This is a genomic window from Providencia sp. PROV261 (genome assembly GCF_028477945.1).
Lineage (GTDB): Bacteria > Pseudomonadota > Gammaproteobacteria > Enterobacterales > Enterobacteriaceae > Providencia > Providencia stuartii.
The window spans coordinates 303,152-323,839 of the sequence record NZ_JAMPMC010000006.1; the positions used below are offsets into that span (position 1 = coordinate 303,152).

At 41.7% G+C, this 20,688-nt stretch carries 17 protein-coding genes; 8 read left to right on the plus strand and 9 right to left on the minus strand.

All coding sequences use genetic code 11. The annotated features are described in order from the left end of the window. Positions 1 to 60: 60 nt before the first annotated feature. Complete coding sequence (cueO, locus tag PR675_RS05535) at positions 61 to 1,686, minus strand: multicopper oxidase CueO (protein WP_060560823.1); 1,626 nt, start codon at positions 1,684 to 1,686, stop codon at positions 61 to 63. A 247-nt stretch (positions 1,687 to 1,933) separates the two neighbouring features. Here cueO and PR675_RS05540 point away from each other — a divergent pair, with 247 nt between their 5' ends. Continuing rightward, complete coding sequence (locus tag PR675_RS05540; RefSeq protein WP_004922605.1) at positions 1,934 to 2,281, plus strand: YacC family pilotin-like protein; 348 nt, start codon at positions 1,934 to 1,936, stop codon at positions 2,279 to 2,281. A gap of 37 nt (positions 2,282 to 2,318) precedes the next feature. Here PR675_RS05540 and PR675_RS05545 read toward each other — a convergent pair whose 3' ends face one another. Then, positions 2,319 to 3,374 (minus strand): AbrB family transcriptional regulator, encoded by a 1,056-nt coding sequence (locus PR675_RS05545; RefSeq protein WP_004922609.1) that lies wholly within the window; start codon positions 3,372 to 3,374, stop codon positions 2,319 to 2,321. Between the two features lie 149 nt (positions 3,375 to 3,523). Between PR675_RS05545 and PR675_RS05550 the strand changes: the two genes are divergently transcribed. Further along, positions 3,524 to 3,934, plus strand: coding sequence for a GNAT family N-acetyltransferase (locus PR675_RS05550; protein WP_004922612.1), 411 nt, complete (start codon positions 3,524 to 3,526; stop codon positions 3,932 to 3,934). 55 nt (positions 3,935 to 3,989) lie between these two features. On the opposite strand, the gene PR675_RS05555 is transcribed toward PR675_RS05550, so the two are convergent. Beyond that, positions 3,990 to 4,622, minus strand: coding sequence for a TetR/AcrR family transcriptional regulator (locus tag PR675_RS05555; RefSeq protein WP_040132348.1), 633 nt, complete (start codon positions 4,620 to 4,622; stop codon positions 3,990 to 3,992). Positions 4,623 to 4,932: 310 nt separating this feature from the next. Between PR675_RS05555 and PR675_RS05560 the strand changes: the two genes are divergently transcribed. Together PR675_RS05560 and PR675_RS05565 are read left to right on the plus strand one after the other, a co-directional pair. Then, positions 4,933 to 6,156: a Tm-1-like ATP-binding domain-containing protein gene (locus PR675_RS05560; protein WP_014656588.1), complete on the plus strand. Its 1,224-nt coding sequence runs from the start codon at positions 4,933 to 4,935 to the stop codon at positions 6,154 to 6,156. 10 nt (positions 6,157 to 6,166) lie between these two features. Beyond that, complete coding sequence (locus PR675_RS05565; protein ID WP_004922623.1) at positions 6,167 to 6,994, plus strand: phosphoenolpyruvate hydrolase family protein; 828 nt, start codon at positions 6,167 to 6,169, stop codon at positions 6,992 to 6,994. A 384-nt stretch (positions 6,995 to 7,378) separates the two neighbouring features. Here PR675_RS05565 and PR675_RS05570 read toward each other — a convergent pair whose 3' ends face one another. Further along, on the minus strand, positions 7,379 to 8,275 hold the full coding sequence (locus PR675_RS05570) for a diaminopimelate dehydrogenase (protein ID WP_014656589.1): 897 nt from the start codon (positions 8,273 to 8,275) through the stop codon (positions 7,379 to 7,381). 216 nt (positions 8,276 to 8,491) lie between these two features. Here PR675_RS05570 and PR675_RS05575 point away from each other — a divergent pair, with 216 nt between their 5' ends. The 3 genes from PR675_RS05575 to PR675_RS05585 all read left to right on the plus strand — a co-directional run bounded on the left by PR675_RS05575 (position 8,492) and on the right by PR675_RS05585 (position 12,516). Then, positions 8,492 to 9,844: an MATE family efflux transporter gene (locus PR675_RS05575; protein ID WP_004922637.1), complete on the plus strand. Its 1,353-nt coding sequence runs from the start codon at positions 8,492 to 8,494 to the stop codon at positions 9,842 to 9,844. Between the two features lie 200 nt (positions 9,845 to 10,044). Further along, positions 10,045 to 11,364 (plus strand): L-cysteine desulfidase family protein, encoded by a 1,320-nt coding sequence (locus PR675_RS05580; RefSeq protein ID WP_060560822.1) that lies wholly within the window; start codon positions 10,045 to 10,047, stop codon positions 11,362 to 11,364. Between the two features lie 780 nt (positions 11,365 to 12,144). Beyond that, positions 12,145 to 12,516: a helix-turn-helix domain-containing protein gene (locus PR675_RS05585; protein ID WP_004922647.1), complete on the plus strand. Its 372-nt coding sequence runs from the start codon at positions 12,145 to 12,147 to the stop codon at positions 12,514 to 12,516. Positions 12,517 to 13,186: 670 nt separating this feature from the next. Here the strand turns inward: PR675_RS05585 and yjiA are convergent. The 4 genes from yjiA to PR675_RS05605 form a co-directional block, all read right to left on the minus strand. After that, the gene (gene yjiA / locus PR675_RS05590; RefSeq protein WP_014656591.1) at positions 13,187 to 14,161 is read right to left on the minus strand and encodes a GTPase; all 975 of its coding nucleotides are present in this window, start codon (positions 14,159 to 14,161) and stop codon (positions 13,187 to 13,189) included. 23 nt (positions 14,162 to 14,184) lie between these two features. Next, a complete protein-coding gene (locus PR675_RS05595) occupies positions 14,185 to 14,388 on the minus strand; it encodes a YbdD/YjiX family protein (RefSeq protein ID WP_004922653.1) in 204 nt (67 codons plus the stop codon). A 70-nt stretch (positions 14,389 to 14,458) separates the two neighbouring features. Then, positions 14,459 to 16,612, minus strand: coding sequence for a carbon starvation CstA family protein (locus PR675_RS05600; RefSeq protein ID WP_004922657.1), 2,154 nt, complete (start codon positions 16,610 to 16,612; stop codon positions 14,459 to 14,461). Between the two features lie 382 nt (positions 16,613 to 16,994). Then, positions 16,995 to 17,471 (minus strand): WG repeat-containing protein, encoded by a 477-nt coding sequence (locus PR675_RS05605; RefSeq protein ID WP_060560821.1) that lies wholly within the window; start codon positions 17,469 to 17,471, stop codon positions 16,995 to 16,997. Between the two features lie 353 nt (positions 17,472 to 17,824). Between PR675_RS05605 and PR675_RS05610 the strand changes: the two genes are divergently transcribed. Next, the gene (locus PR675_RS05610) at positions 17,825 to 19,432 is read left to right on the plus strand and encodes a GMC family oxidoreductase (RefSeq protein WP_060560820.1); all 1,608 of its coding nucleotides are present in this window, start codon (positions 17,825 to 17,827) and stop codon (positions 19,430 to 19,432) included. A gap of 45 nt (positions 19,433 to 19,477) precedes the next feature. Here PR675_RS05610 and purT read toward each other — a convergent pair whose 3' ends face one another. Continuing rightward, positions 19,478 to 20,656, minus strand: coding sequence for a formate-dependent phosphoribosylglycinamide formyltransferase (purT, locus tag PR675_RS05615; RefSeq protein WP_060560819.1), 1,179 nt, complete (start codon positions 20,654 to 20,656; stop codon positions 19,478 to 19,480). Positions 20,657 to 20,688: the final 32 nt, after the last annotated feature.

Below are 20,688 nucleotides of genomic sequence, written 5' to 3' on the forward strand. Positions count from 1 at the left end.
ATGAGGGCATAGCAGCATGGCTCATTAACGACCTAATACACAAGGCTAAGTGATATCACCTCAACTCACTGTGAAGCCCATCATCATGCCAGTATCTTCGTGCTCTAAGAGATGGCAATGCGCCATATAAGGATGCGCCTTGGTGGCAGGATGTTTAAATTCCACCAGCACCTCACTGACTTGGCCTTCAACTTTAACAATGTCTTTCCAACCTTGTCGATGAGGCTCCACAACCTTGCCATTCTCTTTTAGTATGCGAAAGCGCGTTCCATGAACATGGAATGGGTGAAGCATCATATCGCCACGACCGGAAATAACCCATATTTCTTGGCGATTCATAGGGGCATCAAAGGCGGCTTCCGTCATCGAAAATGCCCGACCATTAATTGTATTGGCATTATGGATATCAAGTTCACCAGAGCCGGTTCCGCAGTGGCCTCCGCCATTACGCATACCGCCCATATTACCATGCCCCATCATGCCCATACCGCCATTTTCACCATTCGACATCATATGGCCTTGCATCATGCCACCATGTCCGCCCATATGACCCATCGCTTGCTCACCATAGCGCTCACGTAACATCATCATCCCTTGCATATCCAAGCGCATATCCATCATTAAATGAAAACGACGACGCGTTAATCCAGCCAATGAAGGGAGGGCAGGCAACGTCGCGAGCTGTTCAGACAATTTCCCCGCACCAGTACCCATTGTGGTTTCAATATGTAACACAGGTAAGGGTTGATTAAATGGCGCGATTGTCATGCCCATTTGATTAACAGGCAGTGTCAGCAAGTCAAAAGAGCGGCCATCCCTCGCATCAATCAGCACTTCAAACCTTTCCCCCATCAGGATAGGTAATTCGGTCACAGTAATAGGCTCAGCGAGCAATCCGCCATCACTTGCTACAACATACATTTTACGTCCATCACTGGTTGAGATGTTCAAGCTACGTGCATTACAACCATTAAGTAGCCTTAAACGCAACCAGCCTTTTGGTGCCACATGTTTCGGAAATACCGCACCATTGGTTAACATCAAATCCCCAAACCAACCCACGGCCGCACTCATCACATCCAATTGGTAGTCGATTTGCCCATCATCTTTAAGTCGCTTATCCTGTAAAATCACAGGGATATCATCAACGCCCCATTGGCTTGGTAACCCATGTTTGTCACTTTGTTCATCTTTAATAATCACAAGGCCCGCAAGCCCCATTGCGACTTGATAACCTGTTTTGCCATGAGTATGAGGATGGAACCAGCAGGTCGCCTCTGGTTGGTCGATGGTGAAATTGACTTGGCGGCTAGCGCCCGGTTTGATGATCGCTTGTGGCCCACCATCCTGCTCCCCTGAAATTTCAAGGCCATGCCAGTGAACGGTTGTCTCTTCTGGTAATTGGTTAGCAATATGAATATTTACGCTCTGACCTTTTTTCAGGCTCAAAGCTGGGCCGAGTAAGTCTCCGTTATATCCCCACGTTGTCGTTTTTTTACCGGGAACAAATTGGGAAGCACCTTGTTTGATTGCTAATTGGATATTACCTTGGGCATCAGGCTCTAGCAGTGGAGGGATTGCCAGTGTTGGGTAATTTTCGGCTGCCACAGCGATACGGCTCCAAATCGGTAGTGCACTAGCCGCATAAGTGATAGCGCTCAACTTAATGAAATCGCGACGTAACATTGATAACCTTCCTTTTATTTATCAAATTAATAAACGAATTCAAACTATCTGGCTCCGTGGGTGATTACCGTTTAGGGCCAAAATATGGTTTAATGTCCAAAAATGATAAAGCTTCCCCTTACAGGAAGGTCAAGGAAACCATGTACTTATTAAGGGTATATTACACAGTTTTAAGAAAAATATACTTGACTAACAATTCTATTGTTATGTTAACGTTACTTGACATAAAAAACAGATAGAATACTGAATGCGCAAATTTACTGTAATTTTTTACATCATAACTCTGTTAGGAATAACCCATTCTGCCAGAGCATTGACCCCCAACGAAGCTGAAGATCTTGCTGATCTCACAGCGGTCTTTATCTACTTAAAATATGATTGTGGCTACACCCAAATCCCTGATAGAGAAATTGAACGAGCTATCGTTTACTTTGCTCGCAGCAATAAGTGGGATTTAGGGGATTACGATTCACACCAAATGACTGTTTTGAACAAAGAGAGCTACAATGACCTAAAAGGGATCCCGCTCCCGCAAGAATTTAAATGCCAATCTCTTGCGCGTGATTCATTAGGCTTATTTGCTTATGTAAAATAAACATCTCCCCTTATCGAGGGGAGTCAACGCTCACTGATCAGCCAACATCGCTATTACGCTTTTTTTTCGCCCGCTTTTCTTGCCAGAACATAGCAATGGAAGGAATACTTTGAATAATCACCATCCTAATGATGTGATTTGACATAACAAATCCAGCATCCAGCTTCATTGTGATTGCAGCAAACGTCATCGCTTCCATGCTTCCCGGTGCCCAAGCCAGCAACAATACCGAAATCGGATAGCCAGTCACCCATGCAGCAAACAGTGTGATCAATAAGGTTAGGAAAATATTAATAATGACCACTTGAGCCGATGAATAGATATTTTTGATCAATGACGACAGTGGAAAAACAATAAAGTGGTTACCAATATTCATCCCGATCAAAACCATACTGAGTTCAGTGATCATCACCGGAAAATGGATTTGCACATCTAGCCAGCCTTGGATCAGCGTCGCAGCACCTAATGATGTCAGCATAAATGGAGCAGGAACATGCATCCGCTGCAATACCAAGCCTAATCCTAACCCCGTTAATACAATGAGCGTTAACCAGAAGGTTGCTTCTAACGTCAAAGATGGCAGTACAATTAACGGCTGGGGATCCCCATTGCTACCTACCACGATCCCAGCTAACAAAATTAAAATGATGAGGCGGATCGTATGAGAAATGACAATTTTTTGTGGCGGGGTATGGGTATGATCTGTTAATGCTAATATGGCCGCCATGGCTCCCGGAACAGAGCCCAGCATCGCTTCTTGTTTTGTCCACCCGACTTTGCGATGAAACCAAAAGTAACTGAATGAAAATTGGACGGCTAAACAGACGACCAACATCAAAAGGAGTAGAAATAGATTTTCCACTTGCCCCAATGAGACTTGATTAAACATCAGCCCCACAGACGTTCCTAATGATATCTGGACAAATGTGAGCGTATATTTTGGAATGGCAAATTGAATTTTGAAGCGATTAAACACAATGACAGCAATGATTGGACCAAACATTAATGCGAGAGGTACGCCAAGATAAGTGAGGGTGCCACCAATTAAGGCACAAATAGCAATGCCTAAGCCCATCTTCAATAATCTTATCATCGCAAAATCCTATCACTGCGAGAGCAGTTAGCGTACCTATATTATCTGTAATAGTCTTAATAGTATCCTCTTAATACTTTAAATTCATTAAATTATTAGATAGTAAATAACCGTATAAATCATCATTACCTTGAGAGATAAGCAAAATTATGACAATACGTATCACAACATCCCCGTCAGAATCTGAAGTTGCTCGTATTCATCAATCATTAATTAACTATAATTTGCAATTTTTCAGTGAAGATATTCATTCCCCATTAGCCGTATTTTATGAACAAGAAGGGGAAATATTAGGCGGAATAACAGGCTCAACACTCGGAAATTGGCTAAGAATTAACTACTTTTGGCTCGAAGAGTCACTGAGAAAGCAAGGCATTGGATCACAATTAATACAAGCCATGGAGAACAAAGCGAAAGAGTTGGGAGCCAAATATGCACAAGTCGATACATTCAGTTTCCAAGCAAAACCTTTTTATGAAAAACAAGGTTATCAGGTGATCTCAACACTGATTGAGTACCCGATTAAGCATGAAAGGTATTATTTTATGAAAGCGTTATAAATCTATATATCAGGAACGATAGGTACTCCCCCTACCGTTCTTTTAGTGCGATATATCAGCACTCTTGGGCATTTTTATCCGCAGTGGCTTGGTTAATAATTGCTTTCGCCATCCACTGTGCGATTTCAATGACCTCAGCATCATCTTGTTTCCAAATATCTTTGAGTACTAAAAAGATTTCAGAACCATAAATGACTGAAAATGCTTTGATCACCTTATCAATAATTTCTTGAGGGTACTCATCTTTCATTGGAGCGGTCACCATCGTTAAAATGTCTTTACGGTTCCCCCTTTCAAGACGCTTTTCTTTAGGGTCTTGCGCCAGTGATCGCCCCTGTGCCCATTGTTGCAATGAAACTTGCAATGCCGCCCTCAATGCGCCTTCATGCTCAAACATCCGAGGTAAGGCAAATGATAATAACTCATCAATACGCTCTTCAGTTTTTTGGCTACGTGGTTGCCATGTTAAAATTGGCCCCAAGCTCGCATTCACGGTGGCAGCGATCAGATCACTTTGCGTCGGAAAGTAGCGATACGCGGTAGCCCTTGACACTCCCGCTTCAGCGGCAAGCTCAGAGACTGACGGCATACTCCCTTTTTCAAAAAGCGCTAATGCTGTATTAACGAGTAAAATGTAAGTCCGTTTTCTTGTGCCTTTATATTCATGATTAGAATGTGTTAATGACATCGTCTCCCTCCCCTTAAAAACATTTCGCTACGATAAAATAGTGAATGGTTACTCATCATGACACTTTGCCATAATGACAGCTACCGATTCTTAAAGCACCTTGTATTTTTATCGTTCGCTTTAAAAAAAATTAAAACACAAAAAATTCAAATATGCCTTATTTATCAAGCCATAAAAGAAACCAATATCTAAAAATTATTGAACAACCTCAAAATGAGACTACAGTCTCATTTTACATTCAACCAAAATGATACTATAGTCTCATTCAGATGAGAAATTAAACATCTTCCTAACCTGTAAGGATTTTCCTATGAAACAACATCAGGGATACATCTACATAGCAACAACATTAGATACTAAAAGCGATGAATTGTTCTATGTCTGCGATTTGATCAAAGAGACGGGTTTATCTGTACGCACTGTAGATTTGACTACGCAACCAACACAATTAAAAAGAGATGCAGATGTTAGTGCACAGACGGTTGCCAGTTTCCACCCAGCAGGTGTTGAAGCCGTTTTTTGTGGTGACAGAGGAAGAGCGATTGAGGCAATGTCATTGGCTTTTAGCCTTTACCTCAATGCACAAACCGATGTAGCGGCTATTTTAGGCTTAGGTGGCTCCGGCGGTACCGCGTTAATTACCCCCGCGATGCAGGCACTTCCCGTTGGTATTCCAAAGCTCATGGTTTCCACCATGGCATCAGGAGATACTTCTGGATATGTCGGTGCAAGTGATATTTCGATGATGTACTCCGTCACCGATGTCTCGGGTCTAAATGTGATTTCTCGTAAAGTGCTAAAAAATGCCGCCAACCAAATTGCTGGTTCAATCTATTTTAACCGTGAAGATAAAGTAGACGATGTATCAAAACCAGCCATTGCATTGACGATGTTTGGGGTAACCACCCCCTGTGTTCAACAGCTCACTGAGCAACTTGAATCACAGTATGACTGCTTGGTTTTTCACGCAACAGGCAGTGGCGGTAAAGCGATGGAAAAATTAATCGATAGCCATTTACTGCACTCTGTATTGGATATCACCACCACAGAAGTGTGTGACCACCTCTTTGGCGGCGTTTTAGCTTGTGACGACGATCGATTTGGTGCGATAGCTCGAACACAGACCCCTTGTGTTCTGTCTTGTGGGGCATTGGATATGGTTAATTTTGGACGCCCATCAACGGTGCCCGACCATTATCGCCATCGATTATTTTACAACCATAACGCGCAAGTAACATTGATGCGCACAACGAAAGAAGAAAACCAGCAGATGGGCCGCTGGATAGCAAACAAACTGAACCGCTGCGAAGGTGAAGTGCGTTTTATTATCCCAACGGCAGGCTTCTCAGCATTGGATATTGAAGGCGCTCAATTTTGGGATCCAGAAGCCGATCAAGCCTTCATTGATGCATTAACTGAAAATCTTATAACAACAGAAAAACGCAAACTTATTTTGAGTCCATATCACATCAACTCACTGGAGTTTTGTGAACAAGTGATTCAATTACACCAGGACATTTTGAACAACAAATAGAGGTTCATCAATGAAACATAATCGCGAAAGCTTGCTGAAAAAATTCAAAGAGATGATCGCGCGAGGCGAGCCAATTATTGGCGGTGGTGCCGGTACAGGCCTTTCTGCGAAATGTGAAGAAGCAGGCGGCATTGACTTAATTGTCATTTATAACTCTGGCCGCTACCGGATGGCGGGTCGTGGTTCACTCGCGGGCCTACTTGCTTATGGTAATGCTAATGAAATCGTTATGGATATGGCTAAAGAGGTTTTACCAGTTGTAAAACATACGCCTGTACTTGCCGGTGTTAATGGCACAGATCCATTCTGCCAATTTGATCATTTTCTTGATGAAATAAAAGCCAAAGGTTTTGCGGGTGTGCAAAACTTCCCGACCGTAGGTTTAATCGATGGTAACTTCAGAGCTAACCTCGAAGAGACCGGGATGGGCTATGGTTTAGAAGTGGATATGATCCGCCTAGCCCATGAGAAAGGCTTATTAACCACCCCTTATGTTTTCAGCCGTGAAGATGCTATTGCAATGACCGAAGCGGGTGCAGATATTATCGTGCCTCATATGGGGTTAACCACGGGGGGCAATATTGGTGCAGAGACAGCATTAACACTTAAAGATTGTGTGCCATTAATCAATGACTGGGCTAAAGCCGCAAAATCAGTACGCGATGATGTTATCGTTCTGTGCCATGGTGGCCCAATTGCGACCCCAGAAGATGCGGAATATATTTTAGCGAACTGCCCAGACTGCCACGGTTTCTATGGTGCAAGCTCCATGGAGCGCCTACCAACGGAGGTCGCTCTCACTGCAACAACCGAAAAATTTAAATCAATTAAACGTTAGTACTTTAATACTCAATGAAAGTTGTCAATGGTAATCATAAACCGTTAATAATAATGCAACTTTAATATCACGAGTATTTATGGCTTTGCCAACACCAGGGCACCTACTTCACCGTAGGTGCTTTTCTTTTTACAGCCTGCCAGAATTGATTCTCTTAGCTATCCGTTTGTCTTTGTTGCGTTCAAGGAAAAACAAAGCGTTCGCTGCGCCATCATAAAAACAGCCCGAACACCTAAAATAAAACTCAGATTATCACTCTGCGCGACATGGCAATATTGCGGGGGAAATAAGCGGTAAACCAACGTTAATGGTTTATCTAAAAAGACTAAATAGGTCAAACGGAATTGGCATGAGTGTAGCAAAAACAATCATGCCATCCAGTGATTACACTAACTTAGCAATCAAGCTATCGAGATCACCTTGCAAGAAATGCACTGGTGGGATTTCAATCACGGTATATGCTCCGGCAGATTGTTTCATCGTCGCTCTTGCCGCAGAAACCATAAATTGCGATGTCAGTGCAGGGTTGTTAATTCGCATTGAGTACTCAAATAATTGATTATGCGTTGCTCCAGAAACCCCTTTATGCGTCATATGGACACCATGGCCAACATCTTTCAGCGCGTCCACACTATCAACTTGGCGAATATGGGTCTCATCGGATGAAAAATAACTATCGGCTTTAATCGCGTTAGCAACGTCTGCAAAGTTTGCGCCCGCATCAAGCTCAATATAGACCATACGGCGGTGAACGCCAGTACCCAACGGAATCGTTACCGATAGTGCGTCTTTAACGCCATCAATAGCTTTAGCTGCAACACTGTGCCCCATACTCATTCCTGGGCCAAAGTTAGTGTAGGTGACCCCTTTTGGCGCCATTGCCAACATGAGTGTACGCATAATTGAATCAGAGCCCGGATCCCAACCCGCGGAAACAACGGCAACGCTTTTATGCTCTTTCGCAACGTTATCTAACCGTTTTTTTAGTGCCACAATATCGGAGTGCACATCGAAACTATCGACGGTATTGATCCCCTGACTTAAAACTTTCTCAGCTAAATCACCAATCGCCCGTGTGGGTGAGCATAAAAGCGCCACATCAACTTTGCCTAATTTTTCAATATCATCGACAACGGTGTACCCCGCTAATTCTGCTGGGATATTTTGTACATTACGGCGTACCACACCGACAAGTTCAAAATCATCCGCTGCCAATACCGCTTCGAGTGCATAACGGCCAATATTTCCGTACCCCACTATTGCGGCTTTAATTTTTGTCATTGTGACTCCTTTACTGTTCTGATGTTGTCTTTTTATATTGATATCATAACTATCAATCAGGAATAAATTAGCAGAATCATCATTATTAAACAAAAGATTAACTTTTCCTTAAATAAGCACCTATAGACTCTATTAACTCAACATAAATACGGGTAAAATCTGCCTGCTTTTCCTTTATCCATATGAATTTTATTTTAATTATTTTGAAGGTTCTCAATGCATCAATCCGATGTCACTGAGAGATCACTCTTTTCTCTCAGTTGGCCAATATTTATTGATATTTTTCTTCATTTGGCCACATTACTTATCAATACCTATATGGTGAGCCATGTTTCAACCGCCTACCTTGCGGCAATGGGCGTGGGGAATCAGGTATTTGATCTTTTTATTACCATATTTAACTTTATTAGTGTGGGATGTAGCGTTGTCATCGCCCAATATTTAGGGGCTGGACGCCGTGAAAAGGCCAGCCAAGCTATTCATATTTCTATCGCTTTTAACTTTCTACTCGGTTTTTCCAGTGCTCTTATCGCGCTGTTTTTTGGATATAAAATCCTCAGTATCATGAATACGCCATCCCATCTTATGGAAGATGGTTATGCTTACTTGCATATTCTTGGTATTTGTCTAATCCCCGAAGCCATCTCCATCATTCTTGCTGCTTGCTTGCGTGTGTACGGCAAAGCTCAGCCCGCTATGTGGGTAACGCTCATTGCTAACGTAATCACTGTTGTTGGTAATATGATTGTGCTATATGGCTTTTTTGGTCTGCCGCAATATGGCCTTGAAGGGGTAGCATGGTCGACGGTAGTGGGCCGTATTGTCGCCGTTATCTTGCTGTTCTGTCTGTTATTCTATGGATTAAGGATCAAGTTTACGCCACAGCTGCTGGTTCGCTGGTCACGTACAATGCTAGGTAAAATACTGCATATAGGCTTGCCATCTGCGGGTGAAAATTTAGTGTGGATCCTCCATTTTATGACCGCATCTGCGTTTATCGGTTTAATGGGAGAAACCTCTCTTGCCGCGCAAACACTCTATTTCCAACTCTCACTCTTTATCATGCTGTTTGGTATCTCTATCAGTATTGGTAATGAAATTATGGTGGGACACCTTGTTGGCGCTAAGCGTTTTGAAGAGGCTTACCGTCGTGGAATAAAAAGCTTAAAAATGGGCTTTTATGTCACGATTGGCGTGGTATTTTTCTTTTGGTTATTCCGTTCCCCTATCCTTAACAATTTAACGGATGACCAAAATATTATTCATGTGTTATTACCGCTGTTTCTGCTCTCTGTTTTTTTAGAGCCGGGGCGTACTATCAATATCGTCATGGTTAACGCTCTTAGGGCTTCAGGAGATGCTCGCTTCCCACTTTGCACCGCCATTATTTTTATGTGGGGAGTCGCCATTCCACTCGGTTATTTCTTAGGAATAAAAATGGAAATGGGCTTATTAGGCATTTGGATTGGCTTTTTTGCCGATGAATGGTTACGTGGTTTAACTAACGCATGGCGTTGGCGTTCTCGTCGATGGCAAAGTAAGAGACTTGATCTCGAAAGTGAGTCTTAAAAGCAATACTATCCTGCCTATCGCTTAGGCAGGATTTTTTGTGATTAAGCTCAAACTTGAAATTTATTTTTTACTATTCGCATCTTTATAGAAAAAATTTCTCTCAAACAATTTTATCTTCTCTAACATAGTGAAAATTTTCTCCCAATAATTCTTTAAAATATCCTTATTAAACAGGTGTTCTTTAGGGGGAATTCATTATGCAAGTTCAAGCTCAGCCACTTCTTTGGCAGTATTTTATCCATGCAGTAAAACAAGAAGTCAAACCTGCTTTAGGTTGTACTGAGCCAATCTCTTTAGCCTTAGCAGCAGCAAAAGCCGCTGCTTGCGTTGGTGGTACGGTCACTCGTGTCACCGCATTCGTTTCCCCTAACTTAATGAAAAATGGCATGGGAGTGACCGTACCGGGAACGGGCATGGTGGGTCTCCCAATTGCAGCGGCATTAGGTGCTGTTGGAGGGGATGCCGACGCTGGGCTAGAGGTATTAAAGTCAGCCTCAACGAGTGCCATTGAACGCAGTAAAAATATGTTGGCGCAGGGCCTTATTACTGTCGATATTAAGCATCCCTGTGATGATGTGATCTATTCAGAGGCAACGGTATTTACAGATAAAGGCTCAGCAACTGTCGTTATCGCGGGTACTCATACGCATGTCGTAAAAATGATCCATAACGATACTGTTATTTTTGATAGCACCCAACAAACGCAACAAAATGAATCCCCTGTGGATTGTGCTGCCGACGTGACACTTCCCCCTGTCACGGCCAAAGCTGTTTATCAATTTGCAACACAAGCGCCATTTGAAGATATCCGCTTTATTTTAGAAGCCGCACATTTAAATGATGCCCTGTCTCAGGAAGGGCTACGCCATGTTTATGGTCTGCATATTGGTAAAACGTTGCAATCTCAGCGAGATAGAGGCTTGCTGTCGAAAGATCTCATGTCAGAAATTATGATCAGAACATCGGCAGCTTCAGATGCACGTATGGGTGGAGCCGTATTACCCGCGATGAGTAATTCCGGCTCAGGTAACCAAGGTATAACGGCGACAATGCCTGTTGTTGTCACTGCTGACTACTTACAATCAACAGAAGAGCAGTTAGCTCGCGCCTTAATGTTGTCACACTTAATGGCTATCTATATCCATAATCAACTGCCCGCCTTATCTGCGCTGTGTGCTGCAACAACAGCCGCAATGGGAGCTGCGGCGGGGATCGCTTGGTTACTAGAATCACGTTATGAGGTTGTCGCAATGGCAATTAGCAGTATGATTGGCGATGTCAGTGGTATGATATGCGATGGTGCATCAAACAGTTGTGCGATGAAGGTTTCAACCAGCGCTAGCGCCGCCTATAAAGCCGTGTTAATGGCTCTCGACAACAGTTGTGTAAGAGGCTCTGATGGCATCGTGTCCGACGATGTAGACCAATCCATAGCTAACTTATGCGCTTTAGCTACGGGCTCTATGAGGCACACCGATGTTCAAATTATTGAAATAATGGCTGCAAAAGCGCGCTAACATAATCAAAATTCAAGAAAAACAGGCCACTAATTATTCGTGGCCTGTTTTTTTTATGGCATCTAAAAATATTAAAAAAACAGATAAAAACAGTAGAAAATAACTAAGATAATTCTTACAATAATACTTAAATATGGGTTTGTAGATAATTTAGCTCAATGGAGGTCGAGCATAGTGCTGTTGCTCAATAAAATGTAGATGTTAACCAAATAATCGGTAATTTTTATTTAAACTTGGCATGTATGCAGTGGAGCATTATTTAATATATTACAATCATTATTATTTCTTATTTATATAGCAAAAAACCAGAAACCTATAACTTATTGATAGTAATAATTTTTGATTTATTCATATTCATATTTTTTTATACTTTATTAATACTTTCTAACAATTCCCCGTTAAACATTTCTTTTTGTAACATGTTTATATAACAACTATTAATTGTTAATAATCTTAGTTGTTTATCTCGAATTGACACATAAAAACCAGGGTTATAAGCATATAATACTCAGTTATTGGTGCTCAAAAAGTATCAACAACCATTTATCGCATTGATTTTATTAGATTTATATTAATAGAACCATTACTCCATTTATGGGTTTTACTCGTATAATAAATAAATTCAGACTATCGGATATTTGATCTAAAAAAAAATAAGATTTATATTTGTTTTAGAAATAAGAATAAGCTCACATAAAAACATAACTTAAATAAGCAATACGTTTTAGCATATTGCTTGTTGGCTATAATTTATTAACTTTATCTACACAGAGGTTTTTAATGGAAAGTGAAGAATTGAGTATCGATAGTTTTTTTTCATCTATTTCATTAGCTATTGGTCGAACGTTGAAACGACTTAGGCAAAATCAAGGTTTAACTGGTGCCGATTTTGGTCGTTTAGTCAATCTTAGCCAACAGCAAATATCACGCTATGAGTGTGGCATTAATCATATTAATGTCAGCATGCTATTACTATTATTAGAAAAACTCGATATTACCGTTGGGGAATTTAATACTTTACTTATCGAAGAAATTAATTTAACCCCGATCAAAAATCACGTTGATTTAGATAGGATATTAAATGTTTGCAAAAATAATGGTGAGAAAACTGATCATTATGTAACTTCAAAATCTTCATTATTATTTGGCTAAATCGCATTTAATAAACTTTCAATCTCCTTTTTTCTCAGTCCCTTGCAGTCAAGGTGCCGCTGTTAGGATAGACACGTAAGTTAGCCCTGTTTGGCACCCTAGTGTATTTGCTAGTAAAAGTGGATTAAAAAATCTTGTTATTATTGGTCATATCAGTGGAGTAAGTCGTGTTTATTTCAACAGAACCAAGGCCGAACTAATAAAATGGCCAATAAAAACAACGATACTAAATTTAGTATCATTGATGGTGAACGTTATATCGCGATAGTATCACTAAAAGTATAATAGCAAATTAACTTATCACGCTGATTTTTCGTTTTTCTATCAACACAAGCCAATGGATCATTTAATTACTGATTCTTTATACTAATTCATAATAGAATAAAAATGAGTAAGGTCGATAATTTATAACCATTATTTTCGATTAGAGCACACTTTTCCCCTTCTAAACCTAAAATTCCCCTTAAAATAAAAAATAAGTTTCCTTTTGAAATTATTAAAATTTAGTTTTGATATTTTTGTACCGTTCCTATGAGACAAGAAATTTAACCCATTTAATTTTGGTTAAGTTAATATCGGAACCAATGAAAAGCTATGATGTTAAGTTAAGATTCGTATGTTTATTATCGCCCCCTTCCCTTAGCAGTCAGGAAAGGGGTTATCGATATGTTTATAGCTCTTCATTATTCGTCTGGAGTTGTGCGAATTTTTGGCGTATTTCATTTTCTGGTAAATTAATCCCAATAAACACCAAAACACTGTGACGCGGCTCATTCTCTGCCCAATCGCTATCCCAATCAGCACTATATAAGCGTTGAACCCCTTGGAATAGTAGCCTTTTCGGCTCGTTTTTGATTGATAAAATCCCTTTATAACGCAATAAATTATCCGCAAATCCTAGCAGTAGAGACTCCATAACATCAGAGACCGCCATTAACTCAACAGGGTAATCAAATTCAACAACGATAGAATTCACTTCATTGTGCTGTTTAGGGGTAAAGCGGAAAGTGGGTTGATTCACTTTCAGTTGTGAATCGAGTAAAAAACCTTGAATATTAAACAGTAAATCGAGGTCAATCTCACCATGGGTCACGGGATAGATGGGTGCCCGTGCATTGATGCGCTGTAAGCGTTCAATTAAGCTTTCATGCTCAGGCTGAACATCCGTTTTCGTTAATAAGATCCGATCAGCATAGCCAATTTGTGCCTGCGCTATCGCAAAATCATCAAGTTGCTTATTTGCATGAACCGCATCCACCAATGTAATAATGCCATCCAATAAATAACGTTCACAAAGCACTTCATGAGAAAAAAAAGTTTGAGTGATAGGACCGGGATCTGCCATTCCCGTGCACTCAATCACTAAGCGATCAAAGTCGAGTTTCCCACTATCTAACCCATCAAGTAAATCGAGCAAAGCATTTTCCAACTCATTAGAGCGGCTACAACAAATACAACCATTACTCAATGTCGTTATTTGTGTCGCACGATCACCAATTAAGGCATTATCAATTGGCACTTCACCAAATTCATTTTCGATGACTGCGATTTTATGCCCATGATCTGCTTGAAGAATATGGCGTAGTAAGGTGGTTTTGCCCGCACCGAGAAAACCGGTCAAAATCGTGACAGAGATTGGTTTCATTGTATTCCTCATGACGTCATTAATTAACAGCAGCGAAATCCACCTTTACCGCTTCCACCATAGCGCGCATCTTGGCGCTCACGAAAAAACTCTTTATAAGTCATAATCGGCTTGTCTGGATGATTATCTTTCATGTGCTGTACATAGGTATCATAGTCAGGAATGCCTATCAACATACGTGCAGCCTGCCCTAAGTACTTACCTGTTTTGCCTAAATTTCCAAACATATGCTCTCCAATACAGATGCCCTACATCATGTTTACTCACAATGCAGGGCACCATTTTATACACTAAAGATTAGTGTGAAGATGAGGTTTTCACGCCCTCTTTAGGCACCGGTACATAAGGTGTTTCAGCATCGGTACGCTCTGGGTTTTTATACGCCTTCATCGCTGTTCTGATACCATAGAAAATAATACCGTAGACAACAACTAGGAATAGGATACTTAACCCTGCGTTTGTGTAGTTATTGATAATAATGTGATTCATGTCAGTGATTTGCTGAGCCGTTAAGTCAGCACCACCCGCCGCAATTTTCTCTTTATAAGACTTAGCTAAATAGAGGAAACCTTCGAGTTGAGGGTTATCACTAAACAGTTTCAAACCTAATGCCCAAGTTGTACAAATCAATAACCAAACCGCTGGTAACACAGTGACATAGATATATTTACTGCGTTTCATCTTAATTAAGACTACGGTGCTGAGCACCAAGGCAACTGCCGCCAACATCTGGTTCGAAATACCAAACAGAGGCCATAGGCTCTTCACGCCGCCCAGTGGGTCAACCACGCCTTGGTACAATAAATATCCCCATAAACCAACACATCCGGCTGTACCAATAATCCCAGCCAACAGTGAATCGGTTTTTTTCAGCACAGGAACAAAGTTACCCAATAAGTCTTGTAACATAAAACGACCTGAGCGCGTTCCTGCATCCAATGCAGTTAAGATAAACAGTGCTTCGAATAGGATACCAAAGTGATACCAGAAACCCATATCAGCAGCAGGTATGATTTCATGGAATACATACGCGATGCCTACCGCTAACGTCGGTGCCCCCCCTGCACGGTTCAATACGGAAGGCTCTCCGATATCTTTTGCCGTTTGCATAATTTGCTCAGGTGAAATCACAAAGCCCCATGAACTGACGGTTGCCGCAGCATGTGCCGTGACATCTTTCAGTTGTGCTAGGATTGCCGCACCGTCAGCACCACCAAGCTCATGCAGATTCGGCATAGTGATACCTAAAGCGGCTGGTGGAGTATTCATCGCAAAATAGAGGCCAGGTTCAATAATTGAAGCTGCAACTAGCGCCATGATCGCGACAAACGATTCCATTAACATCGCACCATAGCCGATATAGCGAGCATCTTTTTCGTTAGCCAACAACTTAGGCGTTGTCCCTGACGAAATTAAGGCATGGAAACCCGATACGGCACCACAAGCAATCGTAATAAATAAGAATGGGAACAGCGTGCCTTTCCAAACTGGGCCACTGCCATCAACGAACTGAGTGACCGCTGGCATTTTTAGCTCAGGATTTAAAATCACAATCCCAATCGCTAAACCGACAATCACACCGATTTTTAAGAAGGTAGCGAGATAGTCGCGAGGCGCCAGAATCAGCCAAACAGGTAATAATGCAGAGATAAACGCATAACCAACTAAAACATAAGTAATTGTAGTGTCTTTAAAGGTCAGTGCAGGACCCCAATATGGGTCATGAGCGATAACACCACCGAACCAAATCGACAAGATCAGTAACACAATACCAATGACCGAAACTTCCCCCACTCGTCCGGGTCGGATATAGCGCATATAGATTCCCATAAACAGCGCAATCGGTACTGTTGAACATACCGTAAACACGCCCCATGGACTTTCTGCTAGTGCCTTAACCACGATCAACGCTAATACTGCAAGGATAATGATCATGATGAGGAAACAGCCGAAAAGCGCAATGGTTCCTGGAATAGGGCCAAGCTCTTCTTTGACGATTTCCCCTAATGATGCACCATTACGGCGAGAAGAGATAAATAGCACCATAAAGTCCTGTACTGCACCAGCCAGTACCACCCCAGCCAATAACCATAAGGTGCCTGGTAAGTAACCGACTTGTGCTGCTAAGACAGGCCCTACAAGTGGCCCTGCACCTGCGATTGCAGCAAAGTGGTGACCGAATAGAACGTTTCTATTTGTAGGAACATAGTTCAAGCCATCATTATTAATGACCGCGGGTGTCGCTCGCGTCTCATCGAGCTTCATCACTTTTTTCGCGATATACAAACTGTAATAACGATAAGCAATGAGATAAACCGCCACAGAAGCCACAACAATCCACAGCGCACTGATGTGTTCTCCGCGTCTAAGTGCAACCACACCTAGACAAATCGCACCGATAATCCCAAGGATCATCCAAGGAATGTGCTTTAAAATACCATTTTTGTTCATAAAACACCCTTCTGAGGTAAAACGAACTTCTCTTATGTTTTATTGACTTATCAATAACAAATCGATTCAAAGAACCGTTCTTTATCATTACTAAGTCTCTTTTTGGCAGTCGTTATCACCGTGCAATAAGAAAAAATTTGAGCTCTGCCATGGTCTCTATGGTAGAAAATATCTATTGGCGAATGTCTAAAGTCAGTGCGAGCGGTTGCATACAAAATTAAGCGGTCAGTTTTTCACTGCGAATGGTTTTATCGAAATGGCAAAGACGAAAAAAGTGTGATTAACTTAACAATAACAGTTGATTATCAATAAGTTAATCATATTAATGGAAATGGTATAAATGAAATGGTTTGTTAAATAAAACTCGAATAGTCGTAAAATCTCACGATGCAGGATGAGCGGTTATCCTATTTCCTTGTAGATCAATCCATACCCAATGGCCACCAACCCACCAGCTATGCTCACCATCCGTTTCCCGTTGACAACCTATTCCTACATGGGCTTTCCCATTCTCAAAAGGGTAGGCGCAATCATAGTTTGCTTCAATCACGACCTTGCCTGTTTTTGCCTCAGCAAAACCAATTTTGTCACCTTGGCGGATACGATAAAGCCCATTTTTAGGCTCATCAGGCCAATTATCAAAATAATAAGGTCGATAGGCTTCATTGCCCTGTCGGTCGACCACAACAATTCCTTGATTAGGGAGATTTTTTAAACAAAAGCGATATGCAGAGTCGGCTTCAAAGCAATTTAATGTTTTTTCTGGTGCTTCTATCAATTGTGCAAATTGCTCATGTAGTGAATCAGCAAATAACATGCTCGGTAATACGCATAACAGCCCAATCAAACCTTGCTTCATCTTCGACTTCCTCACCCCAATCAGTTGTATTAATGCAATATAGCGGATGCCACTAATATTCAAACTAAGAATACAGCGAAAATCAGCAAATACTCTAATAAAAAACAATCAGTTAATTAGCTCATTTACTTATTAATAATAAGAAAACCCCAAAAAACCTTAATAAATTAGATTTTTTTATCCTTTAAAAACAACAAAATACTAAAACACCGAGAAAAAAACACACAACTTTCATTTTGATACTCTTCACATAAACAACACATTATTCACACCTTAATAAGATAAAGAGTTATTGTTAATAACATGAAAATAAATTGTTATAGCAACGCTACTTTGATCAGGGGAATAACTGTATGAATAATGAAAACTATGATTACATCATTGTAGGAGCAGGTTCGGCTGGCTGCGTGCTTGCCGCACGGCTTATTAAAGAAACCCAGTCACGCGTTCTTTTGATTGAAGCCGGAGGAAGTGATAATCATCTGTATATTCGTATGCCAGCTGGGGTAGCTAAAATTATTGCCCAAAAAAGCTGGCCCTACGAAACGGAACCTGAACCACATGCAAATAATCGCAAGATGCAGATAGCACAAGGTAAAGTTCTCGGAGGCAGCAGTTCTGTGAATGGCATGATTTATATTCGAGGCCAAAAACAGGATTACGATAATTGGGCGCAAATCTATGGCTGTGATGGCTGGAGCTACCAAGATGTCCTACCTTGGTTTAAGAAAGCCGAACAAAATGAAAGTTTATCTGATAGCTATCATGGTACCGCAGGGCTGCTTCCTGTCAGTGAAAACCGTTATCGGCACCCTCTTTCTATGGCTTTTATCCGAGCCGCACAAGAGCAAGGGCTTCCTTATGTTAATGACCTTAATGGTGAAAGCCAACAAGGAGTCAGTTTTTATCAAACAACAACGAAAAATGGCGAAAGAGCAAGCACTTCAAAAACTTATCTTAAGAGTGTCGCACAAAGCGATAAACTTACAGTAAAGCTTAATAAACAAGTTAACCGTATTATTATCCGTGATGGTGTCGCTGTTGGGGTAAGCTATCAGGATAAAAATGGTGGTGAAGCCGATGTTTTCGCCCAAAAAGAGGTGATCATTTGTGCCGGCGCGATGGGCTCCGCGAAATTACTCATGCTCTCAGGTATCGGTCCTAAAGATCACCTCTCATCATTAGGGATTGAAACGGTCGCTGACCTTCCTGTCGGTAAAAACTTCCATGATCATCTTCATATGTCCATTAATGTCACAACCAAAGATCCTATTAGTCTTTTTGGCGCTGACAAAGGTATCCATGCTATAAAACATGGCTTTCAGTGGTTAGCTTTTCGTAGTGGATTATTAGCATCAAACGTACTTGAAGGTGCTGCATTTATTGATAGCTGTGGTCAAGGTCGCCCCGACGTACAAATTCACTTTTTACCCATACTTGATAGCTGGGATGATGTTCCCGGCGAGCCACTGCCCGCGACACATGGTTTCACATTAAAAGTGGGCTATTTACAACCTAAGTCGCGCGGTGAATTACTCTTGCGTAGCAAAAATCCACAAGCGCCACTAAAAATTCATGCCAACTATTTAGCCGCACCGGAAGATATGGAAGGCTGCAAACGTGCTGTCAAATTTGGGTTAAAAGTACTTGGGTCGGAGGCACTACAAGCGGTTAGTAAAGAGACATTAATGCCGCCAGCACAGGTTCAACATGATGAGGCAGCATTAGAGGAGTTTGTACGTAACTTTTGTAAAACCGTCTACCACCCTGTCGGCAGTTGTCGTATGGGAAAAGACACAGCAACTTCCGTGACCGATTTACGCTTACGTGTGCATGGCATTAAGCAACTTCGTGTCATTGATTGCTCTGTGATGCCAGAAATCCCAAGTGGTAACACCAACGCTCCAACAATCATGATTGCCGAGCGTGGCGCGGCAATGGTGATACAGGATAACCATTAACGCCAATGATCGCCCACTCACCCTAAGTGGGCGATAATAATGCCATTACCCATTCACGGTTATGGTTGCCGCTGCCTTCTTCGCCTTATTTAACGCATGATCGATAGAATCTGCAATCGCCAAGGCAACACCTAAGCGGCGAGTTCCGGCAATTTCAGGTTTACCAAATAAGCGTAATTGAATATCCGAATCTAACGCTTGCCCTACCCCCGAAAAAACAACATCACGACTAGACAATTCAGGAAGGATCACCGCCGATGCACTTGGCCCATATTGACGGATTGCCCCGATAGGTAGCCCCAAGAAAGCACGCACATGAAGGGCAAATTCAGATAAGTTTTGTGAAATTAAGGTCACCATACCTGTATCATGAGGCCGAGGCGAAACTTCATTAAAAATGATCTCATCACCACATACAAATAGTTCCACACCAAATAAGCCATACCCACCTAATGCAGTCACAATTTTGGCAGCGGCCGCTTGTGCATTTTCCAATGCCTTTTCACTCATTTGTTGTGGTTGCCATGATTCTCGATAATCCCCTTTTTCTTGGCGGTGCCCAATAGGCGCACAAAAATGAATACCATCAACGGCATTAATGGTGAGCATCGTGATTTCAAAATCAAAATGGATCATTTTTTCAACGATCACACGCCCCTGACCAGTACGTCCACCTTCTTGCGAATAGTGCCATGCTGCTTTGAGATCCTGTTCGCCGCGCATAACACTTTGGCCTTTACCCGAAGAGCTCATTACTGGTTTGACTATACAAGGGAAGCCAATCTCTTTAGCTGCGGTCATAAAATCCGCTTCAGTCTCAACAAAACGATAATCTGAGGTCGGTAAGCCTAATTCTTCTGCCGCAAGCCGGCGGATCCCTTCACGATTCATGGTTAAATAAACCGCATTAGCAGAAGGCACCACTTTTTGCCCTTGTTGCTCCAATTCCACTAAGGTCTTGGTCGCAATCGCTTCAATTTCCGGCACGATAAAATCAGGTTTTTCTTTCTCAACAAGTTGGCGAATTGCCTCTCCATCTAGCATGTTAACGGTATAACTACGGTGAGCAACATGCATGGCGGGCGCATGGTCATAACGATCAACCGCAATAACTTCAATGCCCAAACGCTGGCACTCAATCGCCACTTCTTTCCCGAGCTCTCCTGAACCGAGCAGCATCACTTTTGTTGCAGAAGGACAAAGCGCTGTACCTAATTTATTCATGATGGATAACCTTGTATAAAAAAGCTGATTTC